Source organism: Micromonospora sp. 050-3 (assembly GCF_046549335.1).
GTDB lineage: Bacteria > Actinomycetota > Actinomycetes > Mycobacteriales > Micromonosporaceae > Micromonospora > Micromonospora trifolii.
This window is the reverse complement of sequence record NZ_JAJPVX010000002.1, coordinates 1570829-1594150: the sequence shown is the minus strand read 5'-3', so window position 1 is coordinate 1594150 and position 23322 is coordinate 1570829. Positions and strand designations below refer to the sequence as shown.

Here is a 23322-nt window from a genome sequence, read left to right as displayed (position 1 = left end):
GCCGCAACCCACCACGGGCTCAGTCCCAGCAGAGGCAGAACGGGTGGCCGGCCGGATCGGCGTAGACCCGGAAGCCCTCGCCCTCGCCCGGCAGCCGCCGAGCACCCAGCGCGAGCGCCGCCTTCTCGGCGGCCTCGATGTCGTCCACAGTCACGTCGAGGTGGAACTGCTGTGGGCGCTCGGGATCCGGCCAGGCCGGTGGGCGCAGGTTGAGCGCCTGTTGGAAAGCGAGGCGTGGCTGGTGACCGGGTGGGCCGCCCAGCACCACCCAGTCGTCGTCGGAGTCGCCCTCGACGAGCGGCACGCCGAGCAGTTCGGCGTAGAAGGCCGCCAACGCCTGCGGGTCCGGGCAGTCGATCACCACTGAACGAAGCTGTCCAATCATGACAGTCATCCTGCCCACCGGGTACGACAGGAAACCTCAGTCCTCGGCGAGCCGCCGGCCGGCGTCCCGACAGGCCGCGAGGACCGTCCGCGCGTACTCCGGGGTGGCGCCGGCGAGACCACAGGCCGGGGTGATCACCACCTGCTCGGCGAGCTGGCGACGAGGAAAGCCGAGGCGGTCCCAGACCTGGCGTACCCGTTCGGCGATCTGCGCGGAGGTCGGCGCGGCACCGGCCGACGGTGGCCGGGTCGGCGCGGCCCCGGCCAGCAACCCGAGGCCGGCGTCGATCGCCTCGCCCAGCGGGTCGAGTTTGGTGACCAGGTCCAGGTCGAGGGCGACAGCGACGGCGCCGGTGGAGCGGATCAGCTCCAGCGGCACGTCCGGGGCGCAGCAGTGCACCAGTGTCGGCACGCCGACCGCCTCGACGATCGTGCGCAGCAGGGCGGCGGCATCCACCGAATCGACAGCCCGGTACGCGCCCAGCCCGCTCTCGGTCGGCACCCGCCCGGCCAGCACTGTCGGCAGTGACGGCTCGTCCAGTTGCAGCAGTACCGACGCCTGGGGCAGCCGGCGGGCGACCGCCGCGACGTGCGTGCGCAGCCCTTCGGCGAGAGAGCCGGTCAGGTCGCGGACCGCGCCGGGATCGCGCAACAGTCGGCCACCGATCGGCAACTCGAGGGAGGCGGCCAGCGTGAGCGGGCCGGCGGCCTGCATCTTGATCGGCCCGGCGTACCCCTCGGCCTGCTCGGCGAGCTGGTCCAGGTCGCGTTCCATCAGGTCACGGGCCCGGCGCAGGTCACGGCCTGGGCGTGGGGCGACCCGCCACCGCCCCGCGTACACCTCGACGGGCAGCTCGACGAGCAGCCCGGCGGACCGGCCGATCATGTCCGCTCCGGGGCCACGGGCCGGCAACTCGGGCAGATGGGGCAGCTCGGGAAGCTCACCGAGGACCACCCGCTGAGCCTCGCCGATGTCGGTGCCGGGCAGCGAACCAATTCCGGTTGCCGCGCCGGCCGGCCAGGGCCACGCCTGATCTGTCACGGGCGAAGGCTATCCCGCGAACACCCAGGCCGTGCGGTCAGCCGGTGATGGTCGCGGAGCCGAGCACCACGTCGCCGGCCGGGTCCGGCCGGTACGCCACCACTGCCTGACCGGCGGCGACGCCGCGTACCGGTCGGCGCAGCTCGGCGTGCAGCCGGTCACCGTCGAGGGCGACGGTCGCCGGCACCACGTCGCCGTGCGCGCGCAACTGCACCTCGCACTCGACAGGGGCGTCCGGACGGGCGCCGCCGGTCCAGACCGGACGTAGGGCGTGCACGTCGGACACGTCCAGGGCCTCGGCCGGGCCGACCGTCACCGTGTTGGTTATCGGCGTGATGGAGAGCACGTAGCGTGGCCGGCCGTCCGGGGCGGGCCGGTCCAGGTGCAGCCCGCGACGCTGCCCCACCGTGTACGCGTACGCGCCGCTGTGACTGCCGACGACCGCGCCGGTGGAGGCGTCCACCACGTCGCCGGGCGCCTCACCGAGCCGGCCGGCCAGGAAGCCGCGGGTGTCCCCGTCGGCGATGAAGCAGATGTCGTGCGAGTCCGGCTTGTCGGCCACGGCCAGGCCACGCTCGGCGGCCTCGGCGCGAACCTGCGCCTTTGTCGAGTCACCGAGCGGGAAGATCGACCGGTCGAGCTGCTCGCGGGTGAGCACGGCGAGCACGTACGACTGGTCCTTGGCCAGGTCGACACTGCGCCGCAGCAGCCCGTCCGCGCCGAGGCGGGCGTGGTGCCCGGTCACCACCGCGTCGAAGCCCAGCGCCACCGCCCGGTCCAGCACCGCCGCGAACTTGATCTTCTCGTTGCAGCGCAGGCAGGGGTTCGGCGTACGGCCGGCGGCGTACTCGGCGACGAAGTCGTCGACCACGTCCTCGTGGAAGCGGTCGGCCATGTCCCACACGTAGAACGGAATGCCGATCACGTCGGCCGCCCGTCGGGCGTCCCGGGAGTCCTCCAGGGTGCAGCAGCCGCGCGCACCGGTCCGATAGGTCTGTGGGTTGCGGGCCAGCGCCAGGTGTACGCCGGTCACGTCATGCCCGGCAGCCACCGCCCGCGCCGCCGCCACGGCCGAGTCAACCCCGCCCGACATCGCCGCCAGAACCCTCACTGACCCACTCCCCTTCCCGCCTTCCCGTCCCCCACCACAACCCTATCCACCAGCCCAACCCCCACCCCACCCGCGCGCACCGTCCCGCCACCCCGCCGCCGATCATGGAGTTGCGGTGCCTGGAATGAGACGGACGGCGGCTTTTGTCACCCACCACAACTCCTTGATCGACAAGGACGGGGGTGGACGGGGACGGGGGTGGACGGGGACGGGGACGGGCGACGGGCGGGGACGGCGGGGCTTTGGCCCGCGTTAGCGGGGGGTGCGAAGGGCGGCGGCTCGGCGGGCTCGGTCGACGGCTGCCGGGAGGGCAGCGATCAGCGCGTCGACGTCGGCCTGGGTGCTGGTGTGGCCCAGTGTGAAGCGCAGCGAGGAGCGGGCACGGTCGTCGTGGGCGCCCATCGCGAGCAGCACGTGCGAGGGCTGGGCCACCCCGGCCGAGCAGGCGGAGCCGGTCGAGCAGGCGATCCCCTGCGCGTCGAGCAGGAGCAGCAGCGCGTCGCCCTCACAGCCGGGGAAGGAGAAGTGCGCGTTGCCGGGCAGCCGATCGGTCGGGTCACCGTTGTAGATCACCTCGGGCACCGCCTGGCGGACCCGCTCGATCAGGTCGTCGCGGAGCGCGGCCACCCGGGCCGCGTACTCCTGCTGACCCTTCACTGCCGTCTCCACGGCGACCGCGAAGGCGACGATGCCGGCGGTGTCCAGGGTGCCGGAGCGGATGTCGCGTTCCTGGCCGCCGCCGTGCAGCAGCGGCGTGGCCGGCACGTCCCGGGCGAGCAGCAGCGCGCCCACCCCGGTCGGGCCGCCCAGCTTGTGCCCGGTGACGGTCAGCGCGGCGACCCCGCTGGCGCCGAAGTCGACCGGCACCTGACCGACCGCCTGAATGGCGTCGGTGTGGAAGGGCACACCGTGTTCGGCGGCGGCGGCGGCCAGCTCGGCGACCGGCTGGACGGTGCCCACCTCGTTGTTCGCCCACATCGCGGTGACAACGGCCACCTGGTCGGCGTGCGCGGCCAACTCGGCGCGCAGGGTCTCCGGGTCGAGCCGACCGACGGCGTCCACCGCCAGCCAGCCGACCTCGGCGCCCTCGTGCTGGGCCAGCCAGTCGACAGCGTCCAGCACCGCGTGGTGCTCGACGGCGCTGGAGACCACCCGGCGGCGGTCGGGGCGGGCTCCTCGGCGGGCCCAGAAGATGCCCTTGACCGCGAGGTTGTCGCTCTCCGTGCCACCACCGGTGAAGATCACCTCAGAGGGCCGGGCGCCCAGCACCGCGGCCACCCGCTCGCGTGACTCTTCGACCCGGCGGCGGGCACGGCGGCCCGCCGCGTGCAGGGAGGACGCGTTGCCGACCTCGCGGGCGGTAGCGACGTACGCCTCCAGTGCCTCATCGAGCATGGGAGTCGTCGCCGCGTGATCCAGGTAAGCCATCGCCGTTCAGCGTACGGCCGACACCTCGGGGACCGGATGCCGGAGGGGACCGCACGCAAAGGCCGGGGTGGAACTCCACCCCGGCCCGACGCGCGCGGACCCGGTCAGGCGGGTACCGCGGTGACGACGATGTTGTCGCGGTACTTGCGCGCCTTGGCGTCGAACGGCCCACCACAGGTGATCAGGGTCAGCCGCGGCTTGCCGTCGCGGGCGAAGTACCGGTCCAGCGGGATCTTGGTCTTGGCGTACTCCTCGCGGGCGACGACCCGGTAGCGCCGCGCCTCACCGTCGCTGCCGGTCGCTGTCAACGTGTCCCCCTGGTCCAGCTCACGCAGCCGGAAGAACGCCCCCTTGCCCTGCTTGGCGCTGTCCACGTGTCCGGCGATGACCACCGAGCCGACCTCCGCCTCCAGGCCGGGGCCGTAGCGGTACCAGCCGATTTGGTCGACGCTCGGCGGCACCTCGAACTCGTTGGTCCGCTCGTTGATGCCGACCGCGTTGACGGTGGCGGTGACGCCGATCTCCGGGATCAGCAGCCGCACCGGCGGGATGATCTTCGGACCGGCGGGCAGCTCACCGGCGGTGACCGGCACCGACGGGGCGCTGGCAGCTGTCGGTGGGGCGCTGGCCAGCGTGCTGGCCTCCTCGGCACCAACGGTCCCGGCCGGCTGGTTGGCGCATGCCACCAGTGCGGCGACGGTGAGCGCGGCAACGCCGGCGGCCAGGGCCGCCAGCGCGCCGCGGTTGCGCACCGTCACTTGCGGCCGGTCCGCGCGGTCGCCATCCGCACCCCACCACCAAGCAGCAGGAGTACGCCGGCACCGGTGAGCACGTACCACCAGGTGTCCACGCCGGTGCCGGCCTGGCCGCCGTCACCGCTGGGCACGCCACCCGGGGCGGAGTGCAGGCCGGTGATGGTCTGGGCCACCACGTCGAGGGTCTTGCCCTCGGCGGAGCCGATCGCGTAGACGATCGTGGCGGTGCCCTCCTTGAGGTTGAGGTCCGCCGGGCCGATGGCCACGGTGTCGGTGCCGGCCAGCACCACGTCCGCCTTGACGTTGCCCGCGTCGACGTCGCCCTTGGCCTCGTTCGGGTTGGTGAGGCCCTCGAAGACCGGGGTGCCACCGGCGCGGACGTCGACCGCCGGGGCGGCGGCGGTGTGCCGGACGATCAGCCGGGCCTTGCCGGCGTCGACCTTGGAGACGTCGTTCACGAACGGGGTGATCTTCGGCTGGCCGGCAGCGTCGAGGTGAGCCGCGATGCTGATGTTCGCACCGCCGGGCACCGCGGCGTTGTCGACAGTGAGGATGGCGCTGCCGATCGGCTCGCCCGGCTTGGTGAGCGCGATGTCGTAGTCGCCCTCCTCCAGGTTCAGCGGGCCGGCGACGTCGCCGGGCTTGAAGTTGTCCAGCGTCTTCTTGCCGTTGACGTAGACGTCGACCGGGGTGTCCGGGATGCCGTGCACGACGGAGACCTTCGACGTGGCGGCGTACGCGGGGCCGGCGGTCAACGCGCCGACACCGGCGAAGGCCAGCGCGGCGACCGCGCCGCCCGCGGCGACCCGACGGAAGTACGAGAGCTGCATGTCTGCCTCCTGATATTTGGTGCTGATTCGTCAGGCCTGGCTTGCAGAACGGGTTACGCCGGCTGTCGGACGGGCGGATGCGCCCCGGAGGCACTTTTCTTTTCCGGCCCCGACTGCATCCGGACCGGGGTCGGGAGACGAAGAGCTGGTGAGATGACATCGACCGGGGAAGTGGGGCGGGGGCTGTGGCAGCTACAGTCGGGCATGCCCCATCGAAGGCGAGCCGCCCGATGACGGCGCTACGACAGGAACCGGACCCTCCGGTGGACGACCTCGACCGCAGGTTCCGCGACGGCGACGACGTGGCGCTGCGCGAGGCGTACGACCGCTACGGTCGTGCCGTGTTCCACCTGGCCACGTCCATGCTGGCGAACCGCAGCGACGCCGAGGACGTCACCCAGGCGACGTTCGTCGCCGCCTGGCTGGGTCGCGACACGTTCGACCCGGCCAAGGGGTCGCTGATCGGTTGGCTGCTCGGCATCGGCCGGCGGAAGGTGATCGACCGGATGCGCGCCTCGGCCCGGGAGACCCGGGTGGTGGAGACGGTCCGACAGCTGCCCGAGCCGGCGCAGACCCAGCCGGACCCGGACCGCGTGGTGGACCGGTTGGTGATCGCCGACGAGCTGGCTCGCCTCCCGGACGACCAGCGACGGATGCTGGAGCTGGCCTTCTACGACGACCTGACACACCAGCAGATAGCCACGGTGACCGGCGTGCCGTTGGGCACCGTGAAGAGTCACATCCGACGCGGCATGGCGAGCTTGAAACGCAGATGGGAGGTGGACGGTGCAGCACCTGGACCACGACCGGCTGGTATTTCTGGCACTCGGTGAGAGCGAGGCGGACGACGGGGAGAGCACCCACCTCGGCGCCTGCGCGCTCTGCCGCGCGGAGGTGGCGACCCTTCGGCAGGTGGCGGGCCTCGGCACCGAGACGCAGGGCCTGGCCGACCTGCCCGACCCGCCGGAGCACGTCTGGCAGGGCATCGAAGCCCAGGTCAGGGCCGCTGAGGCCGGGCCGTTGCTGACCGAGACCCGTCGACACCGGGTGCCCGAGCAGGCCGACACCACTACGGCCGAGCAGGCCGACACCACGACGGCCGAGCAGGCCGACACCACGACGGCCGAGCAGACCTTCGGCGCGGCGGCCGAGTCGACGGTGACCCGACTGGACCCGGCGCGGCGATCCCGCCGGGGTCGCGGCTGGTCCGGTTGGGTGGCCACCGCGGTGACCGCGGCCGCCGCCGCGGCGGTCGGCGTGGTGGGCACCGTCTCGGTGCTCCGACCGGACGATCCGACGCCCACCCCGCCGCCGGTGGTGGTGGCGAGCGCGCCGCTGGCGGCGTACGGGGCGACCCCGCCGACGGCCACTGGTGACGCCCGCGTTTTCCAGGACGGCCAACTACATCTGCATGTGGCGAATCTCCCGAGCGTCCCGGGGTACTACGAGGTCTGGCTCATCAATCCGACGACGATGGAGATGTTCTCGGTCGGCACCCTGGGTGGCGGCTCGGACGCCCTGCTACCCCTGCCCTCGAATGTCGACCTCAAGAGCTACTCGGTGGTCGACGTCTCCGCCGAGCAGTACGACAACAACACCCGCCACTCCGGCGACAGCCTGCTGAGGGGCTCCCTGACGGGCTGATCGGCGGGCCGGCTCAGCTCCCCGGCCCGCCGATCAGCTCCCATCCAAAGACAGTGGCCGCCCCCATCGGGGGCGGCCACTGGTCTCAGCGCGGGGTCACTTGCGCTTGCGGATCTCCTCGGCGGCCTGCGGGACGATCTTGAACAGGTCGCCCACCACCCCGAAGTCGGCCAGCTCGAAGATCGGCGCCTCGCCGTCCTTGTTGACAGCGACGATGGTCTTCGAGGTCTGCATGCCGGCCCGGTGCTGGATGGCACCGGAGATGCCGAGGGCGACGTAGAGCTGCGGGGAGACCGTCTTGCCGGTCTGGCCCACCTGGAACTGGTGCGGGTAGAAGCCGGAGTCGACGGCCGCGCGGGACGCGCCGACGGCACCGCCGAGCAGGTCGGCCAGCTCCTCGACCAGCTTGAAGTTGTCGGCGTTGCCGACGCCCCGGCCGCCGGAGACGACCACGCCGGCCTCGGTCAGCTCGGGGCGGGAGCCCTTCTGCTCGGCGACCCGCTCGACGACAGTGGCCAGCTTGTCGGTGTCGGTGACCGACACGCTGAGCTGCTCGATCGCCGGAGTGGCCGCCGCCGGGGCGGGGGTGACCGAGTTGGGCCGGACGGTGACCAACGGCAGGCCCTTGGTGACCTTGGACTTGACGATGGTGGAGCCGGCGAAGGCGACCTGGGTCGCGGTGCCGTCGGCGTCCAGGCCGACCACGTCGGTCAGGATGCCGTTGTCGAGCTTGACGGCGAGCCGGGCGGCGATCTCCTTGCCCTCCTGGGCGGACGCCAGCAGCACGGCGGCCGGCTGCACCCGCTTGACCAGCTCGGCCAGCACTGTCGCCTTGGGGGCCACCAGGTAGCCGTCGATCTCGTCACCCTCGGCGGCGTAGATCTTCTCCGCGCCGTACTCGCCCAGCTTGCCGCTCAGCGCCTCGGCGGCGCCGGCGCCACCGAGCACCACAGCGCTCGGGGTGCCCAGCTCGCGTGCGAGGGTGAGCATTTCCAGGGTGACCTTCTTGACGCCGAATTCCTTGGTGGCTTCGACGACGACGAGAACCTCAGACATGTCAGAACCCCCCTCTCACACGAACTTCTCGGTGGCGAGGAACTCGACCAGCTTGACGCCGCCCTCGCCCTCATCAGTGATCTTGGCACCGCCGGAGCGCGGGGGGCGCTTGGTGTGCTCGACGACGGCGCTGGTGGCGCCGTCGAAGCCCACCTCGTCGGCCGCGACCCCGAGGTCGGCCAGCGAGAGCGTCTGCACCGGCTTCTTCTTCGCGGCCATGATGCCCTTGAAGGAGGGGTAGCGCGGCTCGTTGATGGTGTCCCAGACGGAGACCACGGCCGGCGTGGAGGCGGTGACGACCTCGTAGCCCTCCTCGGTCTGCCGCTCGACGGTCAGCGTCGCGCCGTCGACGGTGAGCTTGCGGGCACCGGTGAGCGCCGCGACGCCCAGCCGCTCGGCGATCATGTGCGGCATGACCTGGACCCGGCCGTCGGTGGACTCGGCACCGCAGATGACCAGGTCGGCACCGAGCTGACCGAGAGCGGCGGCGAGCACCTTCGAGGTGGCGACGGCGCACGAGCCGTGCAGGGCGTCGTCCAGCACGTGCACGGCCTTGTCCGGGCCCATGGAGAGCGCCTTGCGGATCGACTCGGTCGCCCGGTCCGGACCCATGGTCAGGATGGTGACCTCGCCCCCGTGCGCCTCCTTGATCTTCAGCGCCTCCTCGATGGCGTACTCGTCCATCTCGTTGATCACGTTGTTCGCCGAACCGCGGTCGACGGTGTTGTCGTCATTGCGCAGGTTGCGGTCCGCGCCCGAATCAGGCACCTGCTTGACGAGTACGACGATGTTCATCGCGCTTCGACGACCCTCCTGTGTGGTGTTGCGATTCGCTCGCCCGGTCTGGGGCGCAGCGTCGCGCGTCGGTCGACGCCAGGTCAACCGCGGGCGGTTGTGCAGTTGCCCACGGCGCAATGTTACCTGCCAGTAGGTTGCGCTCCCGCAGCACTCAGAGTGACACAGCTCACCGACGTGCGGCCGGTCAGGCCGGCTCGGCCAACGCGACCCGGATCTGGTCGATGGCCGCCGCCTCGGTGGGTGCCACCCCGTCGTGCGCCCGGGCCACCTGGTCCGCCGCGGCCAACACGAGTTCGCGGTACGCGTCCACGTCCCGTGGGGACTTCTCGCGCAGGATCCGCACCGCCTGCCCCAGCGCCGGCAGCACCACCGACTCGATCTCCAGCTGCGAGTCCCGGGGAAGTCGCGGCAGCGGGCCGGTGGTCAGCGCCTCCTTGACCGTGCCACTGGCGCCGGCCAGCGCACCGGACGCGGCGATGCTCTCCCGGATCACGCCCAGCACACCGGGGTCGGCGTTGGAGACCAGGAAGACAGCGCCGAAGGCACCGGTCTTGAGGGTCAGCCGCTCCTCGTCCGTCAGCCGCAGCTCCATGATCACGGAGTGTAGACGTACGGGGTGGTGGTGGTGACCGCGACGAGGCCGAGCCGCTGGAGGATCGGCCGGCTGTCCTCGGAGCAGTCGACCTGCATGAGCGTCCGACCCCGCTGCTCGGCCAGCCGCGCCCGGTAGTTGACCAACGCCCGGTAGATGCCCTTGCGACGCCACTGCGGCAGGGTGGACCCACCCCACAGGGTGGCGAAGCCGGTGTTAGCCGGGAAGCGCACCCAGCCGGCGCTCACCACCGTGTCGTCGACCTCCGCCACCACCACTGTGATCGAGTTCGGGTCGGCGTCGATCTCCTTGGCCAGGCCCCACACCAGGTGCGAGCGGTCCTCCTGCCAGACCTCCTCCTCCATGGCGGCGATCCGCTCCAGGTCCTCCCGGGAGGTCACCTCACGCAGGCGTACGCCCTCGGGAGCGACCGGCAGCGCGGCGGCCAGCGGCGCGACCGGGCCGACCACGACGGTCTCCCGGTCCTCCGCGACGAAGCCGGCGGCGCGCAGGCGGTCCGCCAGGTCCGCCGGTTCGTCGTGCTCGTTGAGCTTCCACTCCGCCGACTCGCCCCGCTCACGGCACAACCGCACCTGCCGGGCGATCAACTCGTCCAGCGCGTCGCCGGTCAACCCGCCCAGGTCGCGGTAGGTGATGAACCCACCGGAATCGAGCCCGGTGATCCGGACCAGCGGCCCGTCCCGCTCCACCGTCACCCCGGCCGGAACCGGGTCGGGGATCTCCGGGCGGAGTTGGTTGTCGTAGGCGGTACGCAGCGTCAAGATGTCGAGATCAGTCACCGGCCCAGGCTAAGCGGGATGGGAAGCGGATAATCTCCCACTGTGTGGGAGGCGATCAGGCGGTGGTTCGACCCGGCGGAGCTGGGCTCGGTCGGTGAAACACCGGACTACCGCTTCTCCCTGGCCAACGAACGGACGTTCCTCGCCTGGCTGCGCACCGGGTTGGCGCTGGTCGGAGGCGGGTTGGCCGCCGCGCAGTTCCTGCCACCCCTGCCGATGAGCCACCTGCGCGAGGTGATCGCTGTGGCGTTGCTGCTGCTCGGCGCGGCGGTCGCGATCCGCGCGCTGGACCACTGGGCGCGTACCGAACGGGCCATCCGCCTCGGTCAGGAGCTGCCCGCGTCCCGTTTCCCCGCCATCCTGGCGCTCGCCGTCGGCGTCGGCGCGTTGCTGCTGGTGGTCGCCGTCCTGATGCGGGCGATCGGCGGACGGTGAGCACCGGACGCGACCCGGGACTGCAACCGGAGCGGACCCGACTGGCCTGGCGGCGCACCCTGCTCACTGTGACAGTGGTGACAGTGCTCGCCGTCCGGCTGGCGTCGACCGGCGACCCGACCGGCGCGCTGATCGCCGGCGGCACCGTGCTGGTGTGGGGCGCCCTGCTGGTGCTCTGCTGGCCCCGTGGCACCGGCACCGGTCCGGCCCGCACCGGCGGCCGGACACTGCCCCTGGTCACGGCGGGAACCGTGGTGCTGGCGTCACTGGGAGTGCTGCTGGTCCTGCGCGGACTGTGGTGACGCGCGCCGGTGCGCCATGATGGGTGGATGGCCCGGCTTGGCGTACTCCTCTTCCTGGTGCAGATTGTCCTCGCCGTCTGCGCACTGATCAGCTGCCTCTCCGCCGAGGAGGGCAAGATCCGTGCCCTTCCCCGGATCGCCTGGGTGCTGATCATCTTGTTCTTCCCGCTGGTCGGCTCGATCGCCTGGTTCATCGTCGGCCGGGAGCCCAGCCCCGCCGCCCGCAAGGGCTGGCCGGGCGGCACCGGCGAGCGGCAGCGCCCCCGGCCGGTGGCCCCCGACGACGACCCGGAGTTCCTGCGCTCGGTGGAGGAACGCGCCCAGCAGCAGGACCAGGCGCTGTTCCAACGCTGGGAGGAAGACCTGCGGCGACGCGAGGACGACCTGCGCCGCCGCGACGGTGAGCCGCCGCGCGAGGGTGACCGACCGGAGGTGTGAGCGCGACGCCGCCGCCGGCGCAGGAGCGACGGCGGCGGCGGGTGCGACTCAGGCCAGGTTCGACGACCGGGGGTACGCGTCGGTCGGGTCGGTGAGCACGTTCACCAGGTACGGCACTCCGGAGTCGAACGCCCGCTGGAGCGCCGGGCCCAGGTCGGCCGCCTTGGCGACCGTCTCCCCCGCTCCGCCGAGCGCGCTGACCACCGTGTCGTACCGCAGCTCCGGCTGGAGGTCGGCGGCCACGTCGTAGCCGTACATGGCCCGCATCGGGTGCTTCTCCAGCCCCCAGATGCCGTTGTTGCCGACGACGATCACCACGGGCAGCTTCTGGCGGACCAGCGACTCGACGTCCATCAGCGAGAAGCCGGCCGCGCCGTCGCCCATCAGCACGCAGATCTGCCGGTCCGGGTGACTGACCCGGGCGCCCATCGCGTAACCCATGCCGGTGCCCAGGCAGCCGTACGGGCCCGGGTCCAGCCAGGTGCCGGGCTGTGCCGGCTCCAGGTACCGCCCGGCGTACGACACGAAGTCGCCGCCGTCGCCGATGGTGATCGCGTCCGGGGCGAGCGCCCGACGCAGCTCGCCGTAGATCCGGGCCGGGCGGATCGGGTCGGTCTCGGCGGCCATCTCCGCTGCGTCCCGAGCCTTCGCCGCGTCCTCGGCGACGCGCAGGTCGGCGATCCAGTCGGCGTGGTCGGCCCGGTCACCGGAGTGGTCGGCCAGCGCGGAGAGGATCAGGCGCAGGTCACCGGCGGGGGCGGCGGCCGGCTGCACGTGCGTCGCCCGCTGGCTGGGCGCGTCGACGATGTGCACCACCTTGGCGTCACCGAAGTCACCGAAGCTGAGCCGGAAGTCCAGCGGGGTGCCCACCACCACGACCACGTCGGCGCCGGAGAGCGCGGCCCGGCGGGCCTTGGCGAACGCCAGCGGGTGCTCCGGCGGGAGCGAGCCGCGACCCATGCCGTTGGCGAAGACCGGCACCTGCAACGCCTCGGCGGCCTCGCGCAGCGCGGCGACCGCGTCGCCCGCGTACACGTCGGAGCCGGCGATGATGACCGGCCGCTGCGCCCCGGCGATGAGCAGCGCGGCGCGGCCGACCTCCTCCGGGTCCGGCGCGATCGGGTCGACACCCGTCACGGTGGGCAGCTCGGCCTCGGCGACCGAGAAGACCGTCTCCAGCGGGAAGTCGAGGAAGGCCGGGCCACGGTGCGGGGTGAGCGCGGCGTTGAGCGCCGCGCCGACCGCGCGCGGGATGTCGTCGGTGCTGAACACCGTCTCGGCGTGCTTGGTGACCGGGGAGACCAGCGGCAGGTGGTCCATCTCCTGGAGGCTGCCCGAGCCCCAGCGGAACGCGGGCGCACGCCCGCCGAGCACCAGCACCGGCGAGGCGTTGAAGAACGCGCTGGTCATGCCGGAGATGCCGTTGGTGACGCCGGGCCCGGCGGTGAGCACGGCGAGGCCGGGGCGGCGCTGGAGCTTGGCCACCGCCTCGGCGGCGAAGACCGCTGACTGCTCGTGCCGGACGTCGTAGATCGGGAAGTCGGTCTTGTACGCGGCGTCGTAGAGCGGGAAGACGTGCCCGCCGGACAGCGTGAACATCTCCCGTACGCCGTGCGCGCGTAGTGCCGCGAGCGCCAACTCGCCGCCGTGACCCTCGATCCGCTCCGTCATCGCCGCTCCCTGTTCCTCGATCATGGCCGAAGTCACACGCTACTGGCCGGTAGCCAGAATGTGAACCGTTCTCGACTAACCGTCCCAGCGGCTGTCCGGAACCCCCCGGCCCACCGGTCAGCGGCCGGTGAAGCCCGGCTTGCGCTTCTCGACGAAGGCCGTCATGCCCTCGCGCCGGTCGTCGGTCGCGAACAGCGCCGCGAAGAGCTGACTCTCCCAGGCCAGACCCGAGTTCAGATCCATGTCCAGGCCGCCGTCGACCGCCAGCTTCGCCGCGCGCAGCGCCTGCACCGGGCCGGTCAGGTACGGAGTGATCAGCGCGACGGCCGTGTCGTACACCTCGGCGGCCGGGGCGACCCGGTCGGCCAGGCCGATCCGCAGCGCCTCCTGCGCGTCCACCATTCGCCCCGACATGATCAGGTCCTTGGCGCGGGCCGGGCCGACCAGGCGGGCCAGCCGCTGGGTGCCGCCCGCGCCCGGGATGATGCCCAGCTTGATCTCCGGCTGGCCGAGCTTGGCGTCCTCGGCGACCACCCGCCAGTCACAGGCCAGCGCCAGCTCACAGCCACCACCGAGGGCGTACCCGGTGATCGCGGCGACCACCGGCTTGGGGATTCGGGCGATCGCGCCGAGCGCGCTGGACAGGTTCGCCGCCCGGTCGGCCATGTCCACGTAGGACATCTCGGCCATCTGCTTGATGTCGGCGCCGGCGGCGAAGACCTTCTCCCCGCCGTACACGATGACGGCGCGGACCTCGGGATCGGCGGTGGCCGCCGCGGCGGCGGCGCGCAACTCCTCCTGCACCTGGGTGTTGAGCGCGTTCATCGGCGGCCGCTCCAGCCGGATCGTGCCGATGCCGTCAGTGGTCTCCAGCCGAACGAACTCGCCCACGCTGCCCTCACTTCCTCGTCGAAGTCGCGTGCCAACCTTACGACCCGGCTCGTTTGGGTAAGTAGTGTGGTGTCAGCCCCGTGGGCGGGAGTCCAGCCATGATCACGTATTACGACGACAGATCGGTCCAGGTCACCTCCACCACTGTCCGCGTCGACGGTCGCAGCTACGCGCTGGCCGACATCACCATGATCTGGCACCGCCGTGGCACCCGTTCCTGGCGCGTGCTGGTGGGACGGGGTGCGATCGGCGCCGCGCTCGCCGGCCCGTTGGTCGCGGCGGTGCTCGGCATCGGCGTGGCCGTCTGGCTGCACCGCTCCCCCACCGTGACGATCGCGATCGTCGGCGCGTCGGTGCTGGTCGGGTTGGCCGTCGGGCCGGTCGCCGACTTCCTCTTCGAACACCTGGACCGCTCGTACGCCCGGGGCAGCCGCCAACTGGAGATCTGGGCCCGTTGGCGGGGTCAGCCGGTGCGTCTGCTGCGCACCGGTGACGCGCTGCGCTTCGGGCAGATCTACCGGGCGGTGCAGCGCGCGGTGGAGCACAGCCAGCCGGCCCGCCCCGTCACGCGCCGCTAACCGCCGCAGATCTTGGACAGTTTCCGTTGGCGGCTAACGGAAACTGTCCGAGATTGCCGAGGCGAGGGTTGCCTGCCGGTGGTTAGGCTTAGTGATGACCCTCTATTACCGGGACGACGCGGTGCAGGTGACCTCCGAGTCGATCCGGGCGGGCGGTCACGTGATCGCCCTGTCCGACGTGACGTTCGTCTGGCACGACCGGGGGCAGAAGACCCTCGCCGTCCGGGGCCGTGTGCTGGGGCGCGGTGTCCTGGTCCTGCTGCTCTCGCTGCCGCCGCTGGTCGCCGTGGTCTGCGTGCTGTCGCTGGCCTGGTCGGCTCAGGACCGGGGCAACTGGCAGCTGGCGCTGATCATTCTCGCCGCCTGCGCGGTGGGGGCGCTGGCGTTGATGCCGTTCCTGGAGATCCCCCTCGGCTGGCTGGACCGCTCCTACGAGCGCGGCAACCATGTGCACGAGTTGTGGGTGCAGCACCACGGTCGGGAGGATCTGCTGGTGCGCACCCCGGACGCGCTACGGTTCGGGCAGATCTACCGGGCCGTGCAGCGCGCCGTCGAACAGCAGGGGGACCATCGATGACCACCCGCAGCGGCGAGGCCGTCGCCCTGGCCGGCCTGCTCGCGGCGGCCGGCGTCACCCATCTGGTCCGCCCCGGCGTCTACGACCCGATCGTGCCGCGCGCGTTGCCCGGCCCGGCCCGGTTCTGGACGTACGCCAGCGGTGTGGCCGAACTTGCGGTGGCGGCGGCGGTCGCGCACCCGGCCACCCGACGGGCCGGCGGTCGGGCAGCCGCCGCACTCTTCGTCGCCGTCCTACCGGCGAACGTGAAGATGGCAGTGGACTGGCGGCGGCGCCGCCCGACGAAGCGGGCCATCGCGTACGGCCGGGTGCCGTTGCAGGTGCCGCTGATCTGGTGGGCGCTGCGGGTGGCCCGCGCCGACACCGCCGGTCGACGGTCCCGCTGACACGCCCCGTCGGGCGGTTGTGGCCCGGCCGACGCACACTTGATCCCATGGCGATTCCCCTCCCCACCCCGACCGCCGTGGTCGGCCTGACCCGCTCCGCTCTCGACCAGGCGCTCGGCTCGGCCGCCTCGATGGCCGCCGTGCCCGCCCGCGCGTTCGCCGTGCTGGACGGGGTGGAGGCGCTGCTGGCCCGGATCAACGGTGTGGTCGACCGGATCGAGACGACCCTGGACCGGACCGATCAGGTGCTCACCGACGCCGAGGCGGCGGTCCGCGAGGTGGCCGTCATCAGCGCCGCCGCGACCACAGCGATCGACACGGCCACCGAGGTGGCCACCGCAGCCGCCGTCGTGGTCGCCGAGGCCGACCGGGTCTCCCGGGCTGCGAGCACTGTGGTCGCCGAGGCCGACAGCGTGGCGAACCGCGCCGCCGCCACCGTGGGCACCGCGACGGAGGCCGCCGCCACGGCGGCCGAGCTGCTGACGGCGTACGAGCCGGCGCTGCGCCGGGCCGCGCCGATGGCCGGCCGGTTCGTCGAGGAGTTGAGCCACGAGGAGATCAGCGCGGCGATCCACCTGATCGACGAGTTGCCGAAGCTCAAGGAACACCTGACGGCGGACATCCTGCCGATCTTGGCCACGCTGGATCGGGTCGGTCCGGACCTGCACGACCTGCTCGACGTGACCCGCGACCTGAAGCTCGCCGTGGCCGGCATCCCCGGGTTGGGCATGCTGCGCCGACGCGGCGAGAAGCTCGCCGACGAGCCCATCGACTGAACCCTCGCTCGCCCGCGCGCAGGCTCAGCAGTCGCAGGTGATCGTTGTGGTGGGCGCCGTGAGGTCGTCGACCGGTCGCCGGGTCAGCCCGGCCTCCGTCACCACGGGCAGCCCCTCCCGCACCCAGTACTCGAACCCGCCGAGCATCTCCTTCACCGGGTGACCGAGCCGGGCGAACTCCAACGCGGCCCGGGTCGCGCCGTTGCAGCCCGGACCCCAGCAGTAGGTCACCACCGCCGAGCCCGGCGGGATCAGGTCCGCCGCCCGGGTCGCGATCTCGGCGGTGGGCAGGTGCACCGCGCCGGGGAGGTGCCCCTGCGTCCAGGCGGCCGCGCCCCGGGAGTCGACGACCACCAGACCCGGGGTACGGGCCGACAGGTCAGCGTGCACGTCACTGACGTCGGTCTCGACGCTGAGCCGATTGCGGAAGTAGGCGGCGGCAGTGGCCGGATCGGCCGGCGGAACGGCGAAAGTGAAGGTCATGCACCGATCCTCGCCAGAATGCCAGCTCGGGACGAGTGGCGGGAACGACGTCCTGCGCTAACATCCCGCCATGCCGATCCCGGCCACGACAACCGGCCCGCGCCCGCTGCCAGCGCCCCGACGACAGACAGCCGCGCACCGGGTCGCCGTGCTCGCGTACCCGGGGATGTCGGGGTTCGAGACCGGCATCGTCACCGAGGTGTTCGGACTGGCCCGGCCCGAGTTCGACCTCGACTGGTACGACCTTGTGCTCTGCGCCGAGCAGCCGGGGCCGGTGCCGGTGGTCGGCGGGGCCAGCCTGCACACCCCGTACGGCCTGGCCGAGCTGGCGACGGCCCGAACGGTGATAGTGCCCGGCGTGCCGGACGTGACCGCTGACCCGTCGCCCGAACTGACCACCGCGCTGCGCCAGGCGCACCAGCGCGGCGCCCGGATCATGTCGATCTGCTCGGGCGCGTTCGCGCTGGCCGGAGCGGGGCTGCTGGACGGTCGGCGGGCCACGACCCACTGGCGGTACGCGGAGCTGCTGGCGCGACGCTACCCGCGGGTCGAAGTGGACGCGGACGTGCTCTACCTCGACGACGGTGACCTGCTCACCAGTGCCGGCAGCGCAGCCGGGCTGGATCTCTGCGTGCACGTGATCCGACGTGACCATGGCGCGGCTGTCGCCAACGCGGTCGCCCGACGGCTGGTGATCCCGCCGCACCGCGACGGCGGGCAGGCCCAGTTCGTCGAGACACCGGTAGCCGCCGACCCGGACGACGACCGGATCGCGGGCAGCATCGACTGGGCGCTCGCCCATCTCGCCGAGCCGCTGAACGTGGCCCAGCTCGCCGGGCGGGCGCACATGTCGTCCCGCACCTACCTGCGGCACTTCGCCCGGGCCACCGGGACCAGCCCGATCCGTTGGCTGATCGACCAGAGGATCCGCGCCAGCCTGGCCCTGCTGGAGGAGACCGACGCCCCCGTCGAGCAGGTCGCCCGCGCGGTCGGCTTCGACACGCCGGTGACCTATCGGCACCACTTCGGCCGGGTCATGCTGACCTCACCGTCGGCGTACCGCCGGGCCTTCCGCACCGGCGTGGGCCAGCGGGCGTAACCGGCCGACACGCTCAGGCCGGCCCAGCGCGGGACGCGCTCAGGCCGGTGCGTACAGCTCGTCGATCTCGGCGCGTTGCGGTAGCGCCACCGAGGCGCCGAGCTTGCGGACACAGGCAGCGCCGGCCGCCGACGCCCAGCGCACCGCGTCGACCAGGTCGCGCCCTTCGCCCCAGCCGACGGCCAGCGCGGCGGTGAACGCATCACCGGCGGCGGTGGAGTCGACCACGTCGACACGTACCGCCGGCACGTGCACCTCGGCACCGTCCCGGTCGACGTACCAGGCACCCTCACCGCCGAGAGTGAGCACGGCCCGGGGGGTCAGGTCGAGCAGCGCGCGGGGCTCCTCCCGACCTCGGCCGGCGAGCGCCTGCGCCTCGCCCTCGTTGACGACCAGCAGGTCCACGGCGGCGAGCAGCTCGGGTGGGAGCTCCCGTGCCGGGGCGGCGTTCAGGATGACCCGGGTGCCGGCCGCGCGGGCGGCCACCGCGGCGGCGGTCACGGTCTGCACCGGAATCTCGAGTTGGGCGACCAGGACGTCCGCCGCGCGAACCGTGGTCAGCTCCTCCTCGGTGAGGCCGACCAGGGAGTCGTTCGCGCCGGGGGTGACCACGATGGCGTTCTCCCCCTGGGCGTTGACCATCACCAGCGCCACCCCGGAGGCGCCGTAGACCACGCGAAGCTGACTGGTGTCCACGCCGGCCGCTGTGATGCGGGCCTTGAGGGTGACGCCGAAGGCGTCCGAGCCGATCGCACCGAGGAAGGCACAGGAGGCGCCGGCCCGGACCGCGGCCACGGCCTGGTTGGCGCCCTTGCCGCCGGGCACCATCACGAAGTCGGTGCCGAGCATGGTCTCGCCCTGCCGAGGCAGCGCGGGCGCCATCGCGACCAGGTCCATGTTGGCGCTGCCCACCACGGCAACCCTGGTCTGCGGCACTGTCGCCTCCGCCTGTCCGACGCTCAGGCGGCGCGAGCCGTGAAGCGGTCGCCCGACCGCTCGACCACCAGTGGCAGCCCGAAGGTCTTGGAGAGGTTGTCACCGGTCAGCGTCTCGGCGAGCAGGCCCTGGGCGACCACCCCGCCCTCGCGCAGCAGCAGCGCGTGGGTGAACCCGGGCGGAATCTCCTCGACGTGGTGGGTGACCAGCACCATCGCCGGGGCGTCCGGGTCGTACGCCAGCTCGGCCAGCCGGGCGACCAGGTCTTCCCGACCACCCAGGTCGAGCCCGGCGGCGGGCTCGTCGAGCAGCAGCAGCTCCGGGTCGGTCATCAGGGCACGCGCGATCTGCACCCGCTTGCGCTCACCCTCGGAGAGGGTGCCGTAGCGGCGTTCGGCGAGGCCACCGACGCCGAGTTGACTCAGCAGTGCCCGCGCCCGCGCCTCGTCGCCCCGGTCGTAGTTCTCCCGCCAGCGGCCGACCACCGACCAGGCGGCGGTCACCACCACGTCGCTGACCCGCTCGTCGGCGGGCAGCCGCTCGGCGATCGCGGCGGTGGTGAGCCCGATCCGGGTACGCAGCTCGTTGACGTCGGTGCGGCCGATCCGCTCGCCGAGCACGTGCGCGACACCAGTGGTGGGGTGCAGCCGACCGGCGGCGAGGTTGAGCAGTGTGGTCTTGCCGGCGCCGTTGGAGCCGAGCACCACCCACCGCTCGTCCAGCTCGACGCGCCAGGTCAGGTCCTCCAGGAGGGCGGTGCCAGAGCGGCGTACGCCGACGCCGTCGAGGCTGACCACCAGATCCGGGTCCACGAAAGCGGCGGCAGGCTCGGCGCCGGCAGCGCCGGGGATCAGGTCACCAGTCACCGCTCCATCCAACCACGCAGCGCCGCGGTGCCCCCCATGGGCAGCGCCTCAGCCATAGGGTGAAGCGCCGTGTCATTGATCACCAAGCCCGAAGGACGGCCCATGCCCCTCCGACGTACGGAGCCGCGCGGATGAGCGCGGTCATCGAGATCGAGGGTCTGCGCAAGACCTTCCAGAGTCTGCGCAGCGGCCGACGGGTGGCGGTGGACGGGTTCGACCTGCTGGTCGAGGCGGGCCAGGTCCACGGCTTCCTGGGCCCCAACGGCTCGGGCAAGACCACCACCCTGCGGGCCCTGCTCGGGCTGGTACGCGCCGACGGCGGCCGGATGACAGTGCTCGGGGAACCGTCGCCGGAGCTGCTGCCCCGGGTGGCGGGCCAGGTCGGCGCCATCGTGGAGAGCCCGCAGTTCTTCGGCAACTTCAGCGGCTACCGCACGCTGCGGTTGTTGGCCCGCGCGGGTGGTGTGCCGGTCTCGCGGGTGGACGAGGTGCTGGATCTGGTGGGCCTGCACGACCGGGGCGATGAGCGGGTGAAGGGCTACTCGCTGGGCATGAAGCAGCGTCTGGCGGTGGCGTCCGCGCTGTTGAAGGACCCGCGGTTGCTCATCCTGGACGAGCCGGCGAACGGGCTGGACCCGGCGGGCATCCGGGAGATGCGGGACCTGATGCGGTCGCTGGCGGCCAACGGGGTGACAGTGCTGGTGTCCAGTCACATCCTGGGCGAGATCCAGCTGATCTGCGACCACGTCACGATCATCTCTCGGGGGCGGCGGGTCGCGACCGGTCGGGTGGACGAGGTGCTGGCGGGCCACGACCGGCACGAGTTCCTGGTCCGGGTGGCCGAGCCGGAGCGGGCCGTCGAGCTGCTGCACGCGGCCGAGCTGACGGCGGTCGTGGACGGCGGAGCGGTGGTGGTGAGCGGGGTGAGCGACCCGACGGTGGTCAGCCGGGTGCTCGGTGAGCAGGGTCTGTGGGTGGGCGAGCTGACGCCGCTCCGGCCGGATCTGGAGAGCGTCTTCCTGGAGCTGACCGGCGCGTACGAGCATCCATCGGTGCCCCGGCAGGTCGGCGACTCGTCGTTGCCGCAGGGCGAAGCTGTGATCGACCTCGATCGGGGAGTGGACGCGTGAACCTGGTGCGTGCCGAGTTGGAGCGACTGTCCGCGCGTCGCTTCGTGCAGCTCATGGTCGTTCTGTTGGTGTTGGCGTTCGCTGTCACGGCGGCAACCACCCTTGCTGGTTCCCACAAGCCGAGCGTCAGTGAGCTGAACTCGGCGCGGCAGCAGGCCACCGAGGCGCGGCAGAGCATGGAGGCCACGTTCCGGGCGTGCCTGGCCCGCCAGAACGACACCACCCCGACCGTCCCGGACGAGTACTTTCCCAACGACTGCTCGGACATCGACCCGGTCCTGCAGGATCGGCTGCCGATCGCCGCCGACTTCCTGCCGGGTGTGTTCACCTTCGCCGAGCAGGCACAGCCACTGCTGTACTTCCTCGTCGCGTTCCTGGTGCTGTTCGGGTTCCTGGTCGGCGCCTCCTACATTGGCGCGGACCTGACCTCGGGCGGCGTGGTGAACCTGCTGCTCTGGCGACCGCGCCGGGTGACTGTGCTCGCGGCCAAGTTGGGCACCCTGCTCGGCACGGTGTTGGTGCTGGCCCTGCTGGCGTCGGTGGCCTATCTCGCCACGTTCTGGGTGATCGGGCAGGCCGCCGGGTTGCCGGGCCGGCTGGACGGTGACTTCTGGCGCTCGCTCGGCGCGGTGCACGGCCGTGGCCTGGTGCTGGTGCTGCTGGCCTCCGCGCTGGGCTTCGCGATCGCCACGCTGGGTCGACACACGTCGGCGGCACTCGGCGCGTTCGCCGCGTACGCGGTGGTCTGGGAGTTGGGCGCCCGGCTGGTCCTGGAGATCGTCGACGCGCGGAAGTCGGACCTGTTCATGCTCTCCAGCCACATCGGAGCGTGGCTCAACGGCGGTGCGCGGTTCTACGATGAACGGCTCTGCACGGGCAGCACCGGCCTCAACTGCGACGCGTTCTACACGATCACCTGGCAGGCGTCGCTGCTGGTGCTGCTCGTGCTCGCTGGCGGGCTGACCGCGGCGGCGTTCGCCGTGTTCCGCCGCCGCGACCTGATCTGAGGCTCTTACCGGGCTGCCCATCCTCCGATGGGCGGCCCGGTGGGCCGGGCCCGACCAGGCGGCAAGAGCTTGCAACCTGCGGACGCGCGGTGAAATATTCCTTCACATGACCGCCGCAGCGGGCTCAGCCGACGGTGGAGCCGAACACCTCGTCGCGCACCGCGTCCAGGGCGGTGCGCAGCGCGCCGTGCAGGATCGGCTCCTCGGTCAGCCCGGTCGGCACCACTCGCGGCTGGACCAGTGTGATCGCCGCAACCTCCTGCTGCACGCGGTCGGCGAGCGCCGCGCCACCGGCCTGGCCCACCTCGCCGGCGAGCACGACCAGCGGCGGGTCCAGCACCACGCAGGTGCTGGCCACGCCGAGCGCGAGCCGACGGGCCAGCTCGTCGAGCATCGGGCCGCCGTCGGCGCCGGCCGCGACGGCCGCGCGGACCCCTTCGGCGGCGTCGGCGTCCGGGTAGCCGTGCTCGCGAGCCACCGCGCGCACCGAGTCCGCACCGATCAACTGCTGGAAGGCCGGCTTGGCGCGACGGGAGACGTCGCGCGGGATGGGCGCGCCGGGCACCGGCAGATAGCCGATCTCGCCGGCCGCGCCGCTGCTGCCGTGGTGCAACCGCCCGCCCAGCATGATCGCCAGGCCGACCCCGGCGCCCACCCAGACCAGCACGAAGTCCGACAGCCCCTGCGCTGCGCCGGACTGCGCCTCGGCCACCGCGGCCAGGTTGACGTCGTTCTCGAAGACCACCGGCGTGTGCAGGTCGTCCCGCAACGCGGCGAGCAGACCGCTGTGCCAGCGCGGCAGGTTGAAGGCGAAGGTGATGTCGCCGGTGCCGGGGTCGACCAGGCCCGGCGTGCCGAGCACGATCCGTCGTACGCTGCTCAGCTGCGCCTGGGCGCTGCTCGCGGCCTGCACGACGGCGTTGTGCACCACGCCCACCGGGTCGTCGGTGTCGCGGGTCGACTGCTCCACCCGGCCGATGACCGCACCGGTGATGTCGGCGCACGCGGCCACCACCCGGTCCGGCCCGACGTCCACGCCGACCACGTGCGCGCTGCCCGGGCGGACGGCGTAGAGCTGGGCGTTCGGCCCTCGCCCGCCGGCCTGCTCGCCGACCCGCGCGACGAGGCCGCGCTCCTCCAGCCGCTCGACCAGTTGCGAGGCGGTGACCTTCGACAGCCCGGTCAGCTCGCCGAGTCGAGCCCGGGTCAGCGGGCCGCGTTCGAGGAGCAGCTCCAGCGCGGCACGGTCGTTGAGCGCCCGCAACAGACGGGGGGTGCCGGGCAGCCGGGTCGCACTCATGACACGT

28 protein-coding genes are annotated in these 23322 nt (G+C 72.4%); 12 read left to right on the top strand and 16 right to left on the bottom strand.

Features of this window, described 5'->3' with window-relative positions; genetic code table 11:
- Window positions 1-19 precede the first annotated feature (19 nt).
- From ACLJOK_RS22425 to ACLJOK_RS22400, 6 genes are all read right to left on the bottom strand, one after another.
- Window positions 20-385 (bottom strand): VOC family protein, encoded by a 366-nt coding sequence (locus ACLJOK_RS22425; RefSeq protein ID WP_354943302.1) that lies wholly within the window; start codon window positions 383-385, stop codon window positions 20-22.
- Window positions 386-421: 36 nt separating this feature from the next.
- Window positions 422-1426 carry a methionine synthase gene (locus ACLJOK_RS22420; RefSeq protein WP_410820636.1) on the bottom strand — a complete coding sequence of 335 codons (1005 nt, stop codon included), beginning with the start codon at window positions 1424-1426 and terminating at the stop codon, window positions 422-424.
- Window positions 1427-1463: 37 nt separating this feature from the next.
- Complete coding sequence (gene mnmA / locus ACLJOK_RS22415) at window positions 1464-2537, bottom strand: tRNA 2-thiouridine(34) synthase MnmA (protein WP_410820635.1); 1074 nt, start codon at window positions 2535-2537, stop codon at window positions 1464-1466.
- Between the two features lie 252 nt (window positions 2538-2789).
- Window positions 2790-3965 (bottom strand): cysteine desulfurase family protein, encoded by a 1176-nt coding sequence (locus tag ACLJOK_RS22410; RefSeq protein ID WP_410820634.1) that lies wholly within the window; start codon window positions 3963-3965, stop codon window positions 2790-2792.
- Window positions 3966-4069: 104 nt separating this feature from the next.
- Complete coding sequence (locus ACLJOK_RS22405; protein ID WP_410820633.1) at window positions 4070-4723, bottom strand: class F sortase; 654 nt, start codon at window positions 4721-4723, stop codon at window positions 4070-4072.
- Window positions 4720-5550 carry a DUF4397 domain-containing protein gene (locus ACLJOK_RS22400; protein WP_410820632.1) on the bottom strand — a complete coding sequence of 277 codons (831 nt, stop codon included), beginning with the start codon at window positions 5548-5550 and terminating at the stop codon, window positions 4720-4722. Before ACLJOK_RS22400 ends, ACLJOK_RS22405 begins: the two co-directional genes overlap by 4 nt.
- Window positions 5551-5780: 230 nt before the next feature.
- On the opposite strand from ACLJOK_RS22400, the gene ACLJOK_RS22395 reads away from it, so the two are divergent.
- Both ACLJOK_RS22395 and ACLJOK_RS22390 read left to right on the top strand, forming a co-directional pair.
- A complete protein-coding gene (locus ACLJOK_RS22395) occupies window positions 5781-6383 on the top strand; it encodes an RNA polymerase sigma factor (RefSeq protein WP_238678390.1) in 603 nt (200 codons plus the stop codon).
- Entirely contained in the window at window positions 6337-7194 is an 858-nt protein-coding gene (locus tag ACLJOK_RS22390) for an anti-sigma factor (RefSeq protein WP_410820631.1), read from the top strand. The genes ACLJOK_RS22395 and ACLJOK_RS22390 overlap by 47 nt, the downstream gene beginning before the upstream one ends.
- Window positions 7195-7290: 96 nt before the next feature.
- On the opposite strand, the gene ACLJOK_RS22385 is transcribed toward ACLJOK_RS22390, so the two are convergent.
- The 4 genes from ACLJOK_RS22385 to ACLJOK_RS22370 form a co-directional block, all read right to left on the bottom strand.
- Complete coding sequence (locus ACLJOK_RS22385; protein WP_091393283.1) at window positions 7291-8250, bottom strand: electron transfer flavoprotein subunit alpha/FixB family protein; 960 nt, start codon at window positions 8248-8250, stop codon at window positions 7291-7293.
- 15 nt (window positions 8251-8265) lie between these two features.
- Complete coding sequence (locus tag ACLJOK_RS22380; protein ID WP_210865189.1) at window positions 8266-9045, bottom strand: electron transfer flavoprotein subunit beta/FixA family protein; 780 nt, start codon at window positions 9043-9045, stop codon at window positions 8266-8268.
- Window positions 9046-9232: 187 nt separating this feature from the next.
- The gene (locus tag ACLJOK_RS22375; RefSeq protein ID WP_410820630.1) at window positions 9233-9640 is read right to left on the bottom strand and encodes a hypothetical protein; all 408 of its coding nucleotides are present in this window, start codon (window positions 9638-9640) and stop codon (window positions 9233-9235) included.
- Between the two features lie 2 nt (window positions 9641-9642).
- The gene (locus ACLJOK_RS22370) at window positions 9643-10440 is read right to left on the bottom strand and encodes a GNAT family N-acetyltransferase (RefSeq protein WP_410820629.1); all 798 of its coding nucleotides are present in this window, start codon (window positions 10438-10440) and stop codon (window positions 9643-9645) included.
- A gap of 42 nt (window positions 10441-10482) precedes the next feature.
- On the opposite strand from ACLJOK_RS22370, the gene ACLJOK_RS22365 reads away from it, so the two are divergent.
- The 3 genes from ACLJOK_RS22365 to ACLJOK_RS22355 are packed head-to-tail and all read left to right on the top strand — an operon-like array spanning window position 10483 to window position 11615.
- Window positions 10483-10875: a YidH family protein gene (locus tag ACLJOK_RS22365; RefSeq protein ID WP_410820628.1), complete on the top strand. Its 393-nt coding sequence runs from the start codon at window positions 10483-10485 to the stop codon at window positions 10873-10875.
- Entirely contained in the window at window positions 10872-11177 is a 306-nt protein-coding gene (locus tag ACLJOK_RS22360; protein WP_410820627.1) for a DUF202 domain-containing protein, read from the top strand. Before ACLJOK_RS22365 ends, ACLJOK_RS22360 begins: the two co-directional genes overlap by 4 nt.
- Window positions 11178-11204: 27 nt before the next feature.
- A complete protein-coding gene (locus ACLJOK_RS22355) occupies window positions 11205-11615 on the top strand; it encodes a PLD nuclease N-terminal domain-containing protein (RefSeq protein WP_410820626.1) in 411 nt (136 codons plus the stop codon).
- A gap of 48 nt (window positions 11616-11663) precedes the next feature.
- On the opposite strand, the gene ACLJOK_RS22350 is transcribed toward ACLJOK_RS22355, so the two are convergent.
- Complete coding sequence (locus ACLJOK_RS22350) at window positions 11664-13286, bottom strand: acetolactate synthase (RefSeq protein WP_354943287.1); 1623 nt, start codon at window positions 13284-13286, stop codon at window positions 11664-11666.
- Window positions 13287-13403: 117 nt separating this feature from the next.
- The gene (locus ACLJOK_RS22345) at window positions 13404-14177 is read right to left on the bottom strand and encodes an enoyl-CoA hydratase/isomerase family protein (protein WP_410820625.1); all 774 of its coding nucleotides are present in this window, start codon (window positions 14175-14177) and stop codon (window positions 13404-13406) included.
- Window positions 14178-14275: 98 nt separating this feature from the next.
- Between ACLJOK_RS22345 and ACLJOK_RS22340 the strand changes: the two genes are divergently transcribed.
- From ACLJOK_RS22340 to ACLJOK_RS22325, 4 genes are all read left to right on the top strand, one after another.
- On the top strand, window positions 14276-14755 hold the full coding sequence (locus ACLJOK_RS22340; protein ID WP_410820624.1) for a DUF6232 family protein: 480 nt from the start codon (window positions 14276-14278) through the stop codon (window positions 14753-14755).
- Between the two features lie 94 nt (window positions 14756-14849).
- Window positions 14850-15332 carry a DUF6232 family protein gene (locus ACLJOK_RS22335; protein WP_091393319.1) on the top strand — a complete coding sequence of 161 codons (483 nt, stop codon included), beginning with the start codon at window positions 14850-14852 and terminating at the stop codon, window positions 15330-15332.
- On the top strand, window positions 15329-15718 hold the full coding sequence (locus ACLJOK_RS22330; protein WP_410820623.1) for a hypothetical protein: 390 nt from the start codon (window positions 15329-15331) through the stop codon (window positions 15716-15718). The genes ACLJOK_RS22335 and ACLJOK_RS22330 overlap by 4 nt, the downstream gene beginning before the upstream one ends.
- Window positions 15719-15765: 47 nt before the next feature.
- On the top strand, window positions 15766-16494 hold the full coding sequence (locus ACLJOK_RS22325) for a hypothetical protein (protein WP_410820622.1): 729 nt from the start codon (window positions 15766-15768) through the stop codon (window positions 16492-16494).
- A gap of 24 nt (window positions 16495-16518) precedes the next feature.
- On the opposite strand, the gene ACLJOK_RS22320 is transcribed toward ACLJOK_RS22325, so the two are convergent.
- Window positions 16519-16977, bottom strand: a complete 459-nt coding sequence (locus tag ACLJOK_RS22320) for a rhodanese-like domain-containing protein (RefSeq protein WP_410820621.1) — start codon at window positions 16975-16977, stop codon at window positions 16519-16521.
- A 70-nt stretch (window positions 16978-17047) separates the two neighbouring features.
- Here ACLJOK_RS22320 and ftrA point away from each other — a divergent pair, with 70 nt between their 5' ends.
- A complete protein-coding gene (ftrA, locus tag ACLJOK_RS22315; RefSeq protein ID WP_410820620.1) occupies window positions 17048-18076 on the top strand; it encodes a transcriptional regulator FtrA in 1029 nt (342 codons plus the stop codon).
- A 39-nt stretch (window positions 18077-18115) separates the two neighbouring features.
- On the opposite strand, the gene ACLJOK_RS22310 is transcribed toward ftrA, so the two are convergent.
- The gene (locus ACLJOK_RS22310) at window positions 18116-19012 is read right to left on the bottom strand and encodes a ribokinase (RefSeq protein WP_410820619.1); all 897 of its coding nucleotides are present in this window, start codon (window positions 19010-19012) and stop codon (window positions 18116-18118) included.
- Window positions 19013-19035: 23 nt separating this feature from the next.
- Window positions 19036-19878, bottom strand: a complete 843-nt coding sequence (locus tag ACLJOK_RS22305; protein WP_410820618.1) for an ABC transporter ATP-binding protein — start codon at window positions 19876-19878, stop codon at window positions 19036-19038.
- Between the two features lie 131 nt (window positions 19879-20009).
- Between ACLJOK_RS22305 and ACLJOK_RS22300 the strand changes: the two genes are divergently transcribed.
- Both ACLJOK_RS22300 and ACLJOK_RS22295 read left to right on the top strand, forming a co-directional pair.
- The gene (locus ACLJOK_RS22300) at window positions 20010-21008 is read left to right on the top strand and encodes an ABC transporter ATP-binding protein (RefSeq protein ID WP_410820617.1); all 999 of its coding nucleotides are present in this window, start codon (window positions 20010-20012) and stop codon (window positions 21006-21008) included.
- A complete protein-coding gene (locus ACLJOK_RS22295; RefSeq protein WP_410820616.1) occupies window positions 21005-22015 on the top strand; it encodes an ABC transporter permease subunit in 1011 nt (336 codons plus the stop codon). Before ACLJOK_RS22300 ends, ACLJOK_RS22295 begins: the two co-directional genes overlap by 4 nt.
- A 124-nt stretch (window positions 22016-22139) precedes the next feature.
- Here the strand turns inward: ACLJOK_RS22295 and ACLJOK_RS22290 are convergent, their stop codons facing one another.
- Window positions 22140-23315, bottom strand: a complete 1176-nt coding sequence (locus ACLJOK_RS22290) for an ROK family protein (RefSeq protein WP_410820615.1) — start codon at window positions 23313-23315, stop codon at window positions 22140-22142.
- Window positions 23316-23322 lie beyond the last annotated feature (7 nt).

What these genes read in the sequence shown, in the direction of transcription:
- ACLJOK_RS22340 (WP_410820624.1), top strand. Translation starts at nt 14,276, where the DNA reads ATGATCACGTATTACGACGACAGATCGGTCCAGGTCACCTCCACCACT.
- ACLJOK_RS22300 (WP_410820617.1), top strand. Translation starts at nt 20,010, where the DNA reads ATGAGCGCGGTCATCGAGATCGAGGGTCTGCGCAAGACCTTCCAGAGT.
- ACLJOK_RS22330 (WP_410820623.1), top strand. Translation starts at nt 15,329, where the DNA reads ATGACCACCCGCAGCGGCGAGGCCGTCGCCCTGGCCGGCCTGCTCGCG.
- ACLJOK_RS22425 (WP_354943302.1), bottom strand. Translation starts at nt 385, where the DNA reads ATGATTGGACAGCTTCGTTCAGTGGTGATCGACTGCCCGGACCCGCAG.
- ACLJOK_RS22320 (WP_410820621.1), bottom strand. Translation starts at nt 16,977, where the DNA reads ATGACCTTCACTTTCGCCGTTCCGCCGGCCGATCCGGCCACTGCCGCC.
- ACLJOK_RS22350 (WP_354943287.1), bottom strand. Translation starts at nt 13,286, where the DNA reads ATGACGGAGCGGATCGAGGGTCACGGCGGCGAGTTGGCGCTCGCGGCA.
- ACLJOK_RS22335 (WP_091393319.1), top strand. Translation starts at nt 14,850, where the DNA reads ATGACCCTCTATTACCGGGACGACGCGGTGCAGGTGACCTCCGAGTCG.
- ACLJOK_RS22325 (WP_410820622.1), top strand. Translation starts at nt 15,766, where the DNA reads ATGGCGATTCCCCTCCCCACCCCGACCGCCGTGGTCGGCCTGACCCGC.
- ACLJOK_RS22375 (WP_410820630.1), bottom strand. Translation starts at nt 9,640, where the DNA reads ATGGAGCTGCGGCTGACGGACGAGGAGCGGCTGACCCTCAAGACCGGT.
- ACLJOK_RS22395 (WP_238678390.1), top strand. Translation starts at nt 5,781, where the DNA reads ATGACGGCGCTACGACAGGAACCGGACCCTCCGGTGGACGACCTCGAC.
- ACLJOK_RS22380 (WP_210865189.1), bottom strand. Translation starts at nt 9,045, where the DNA reads ATGAACATCGTCGTACTCGTCAAGCAGGTGCCTGATTCGGGCGCGGAC.
- ACLJOK_RS22400 (WP_410820632.1), bottom strand. Translation starts at nt 5,550, where the DNA reads ATGCAGCTCTCGTACTTCCGTCGGGTCGCCGCGGGCGGCGCGGTCGCC.
- ACLJOK_RS22290 (WP_410820615.1), bottom strand. Translation starts at nt 23,315, where the DNA reads ATGAGTGCGACCCGGCTGCCCGGCACCCCCCGTCTGTTGCGGGCGCTC.
- ACLJOK_RS22355 (WP_410820626.1), top strand. Translation starts at nt 11,205, where the DNA reads ATGGCCCGGCTTGGCGTACTCCTCTTCCTGGTGCAGATTGTCCTCGCC.
- ACLJOK_RS22410 (WP_410820634.1), bottom strand. Translation starts at nt 3,965, where the DNA reads ATGGCTTACCTGGATCACGCGGCGACGACTCCCATGCTCGATGAGGCA.
- ACLJOK_RS22385 (WP_091393283.1), bottom strand. Translation starts at nt 8,250, where the DNA reads ATGTCTGAGGTTCTCGTCGTCGTCGAAGCCACCAAGGAATTCGGCGTC.
- ftrA (WP_410820620.1), top strand. Translation starts at nt 17,048, where the DNA reads ATGCCGATCCCGGCCACGACAACCGGCCCGCGCCCGCTGCCAGCGCCC.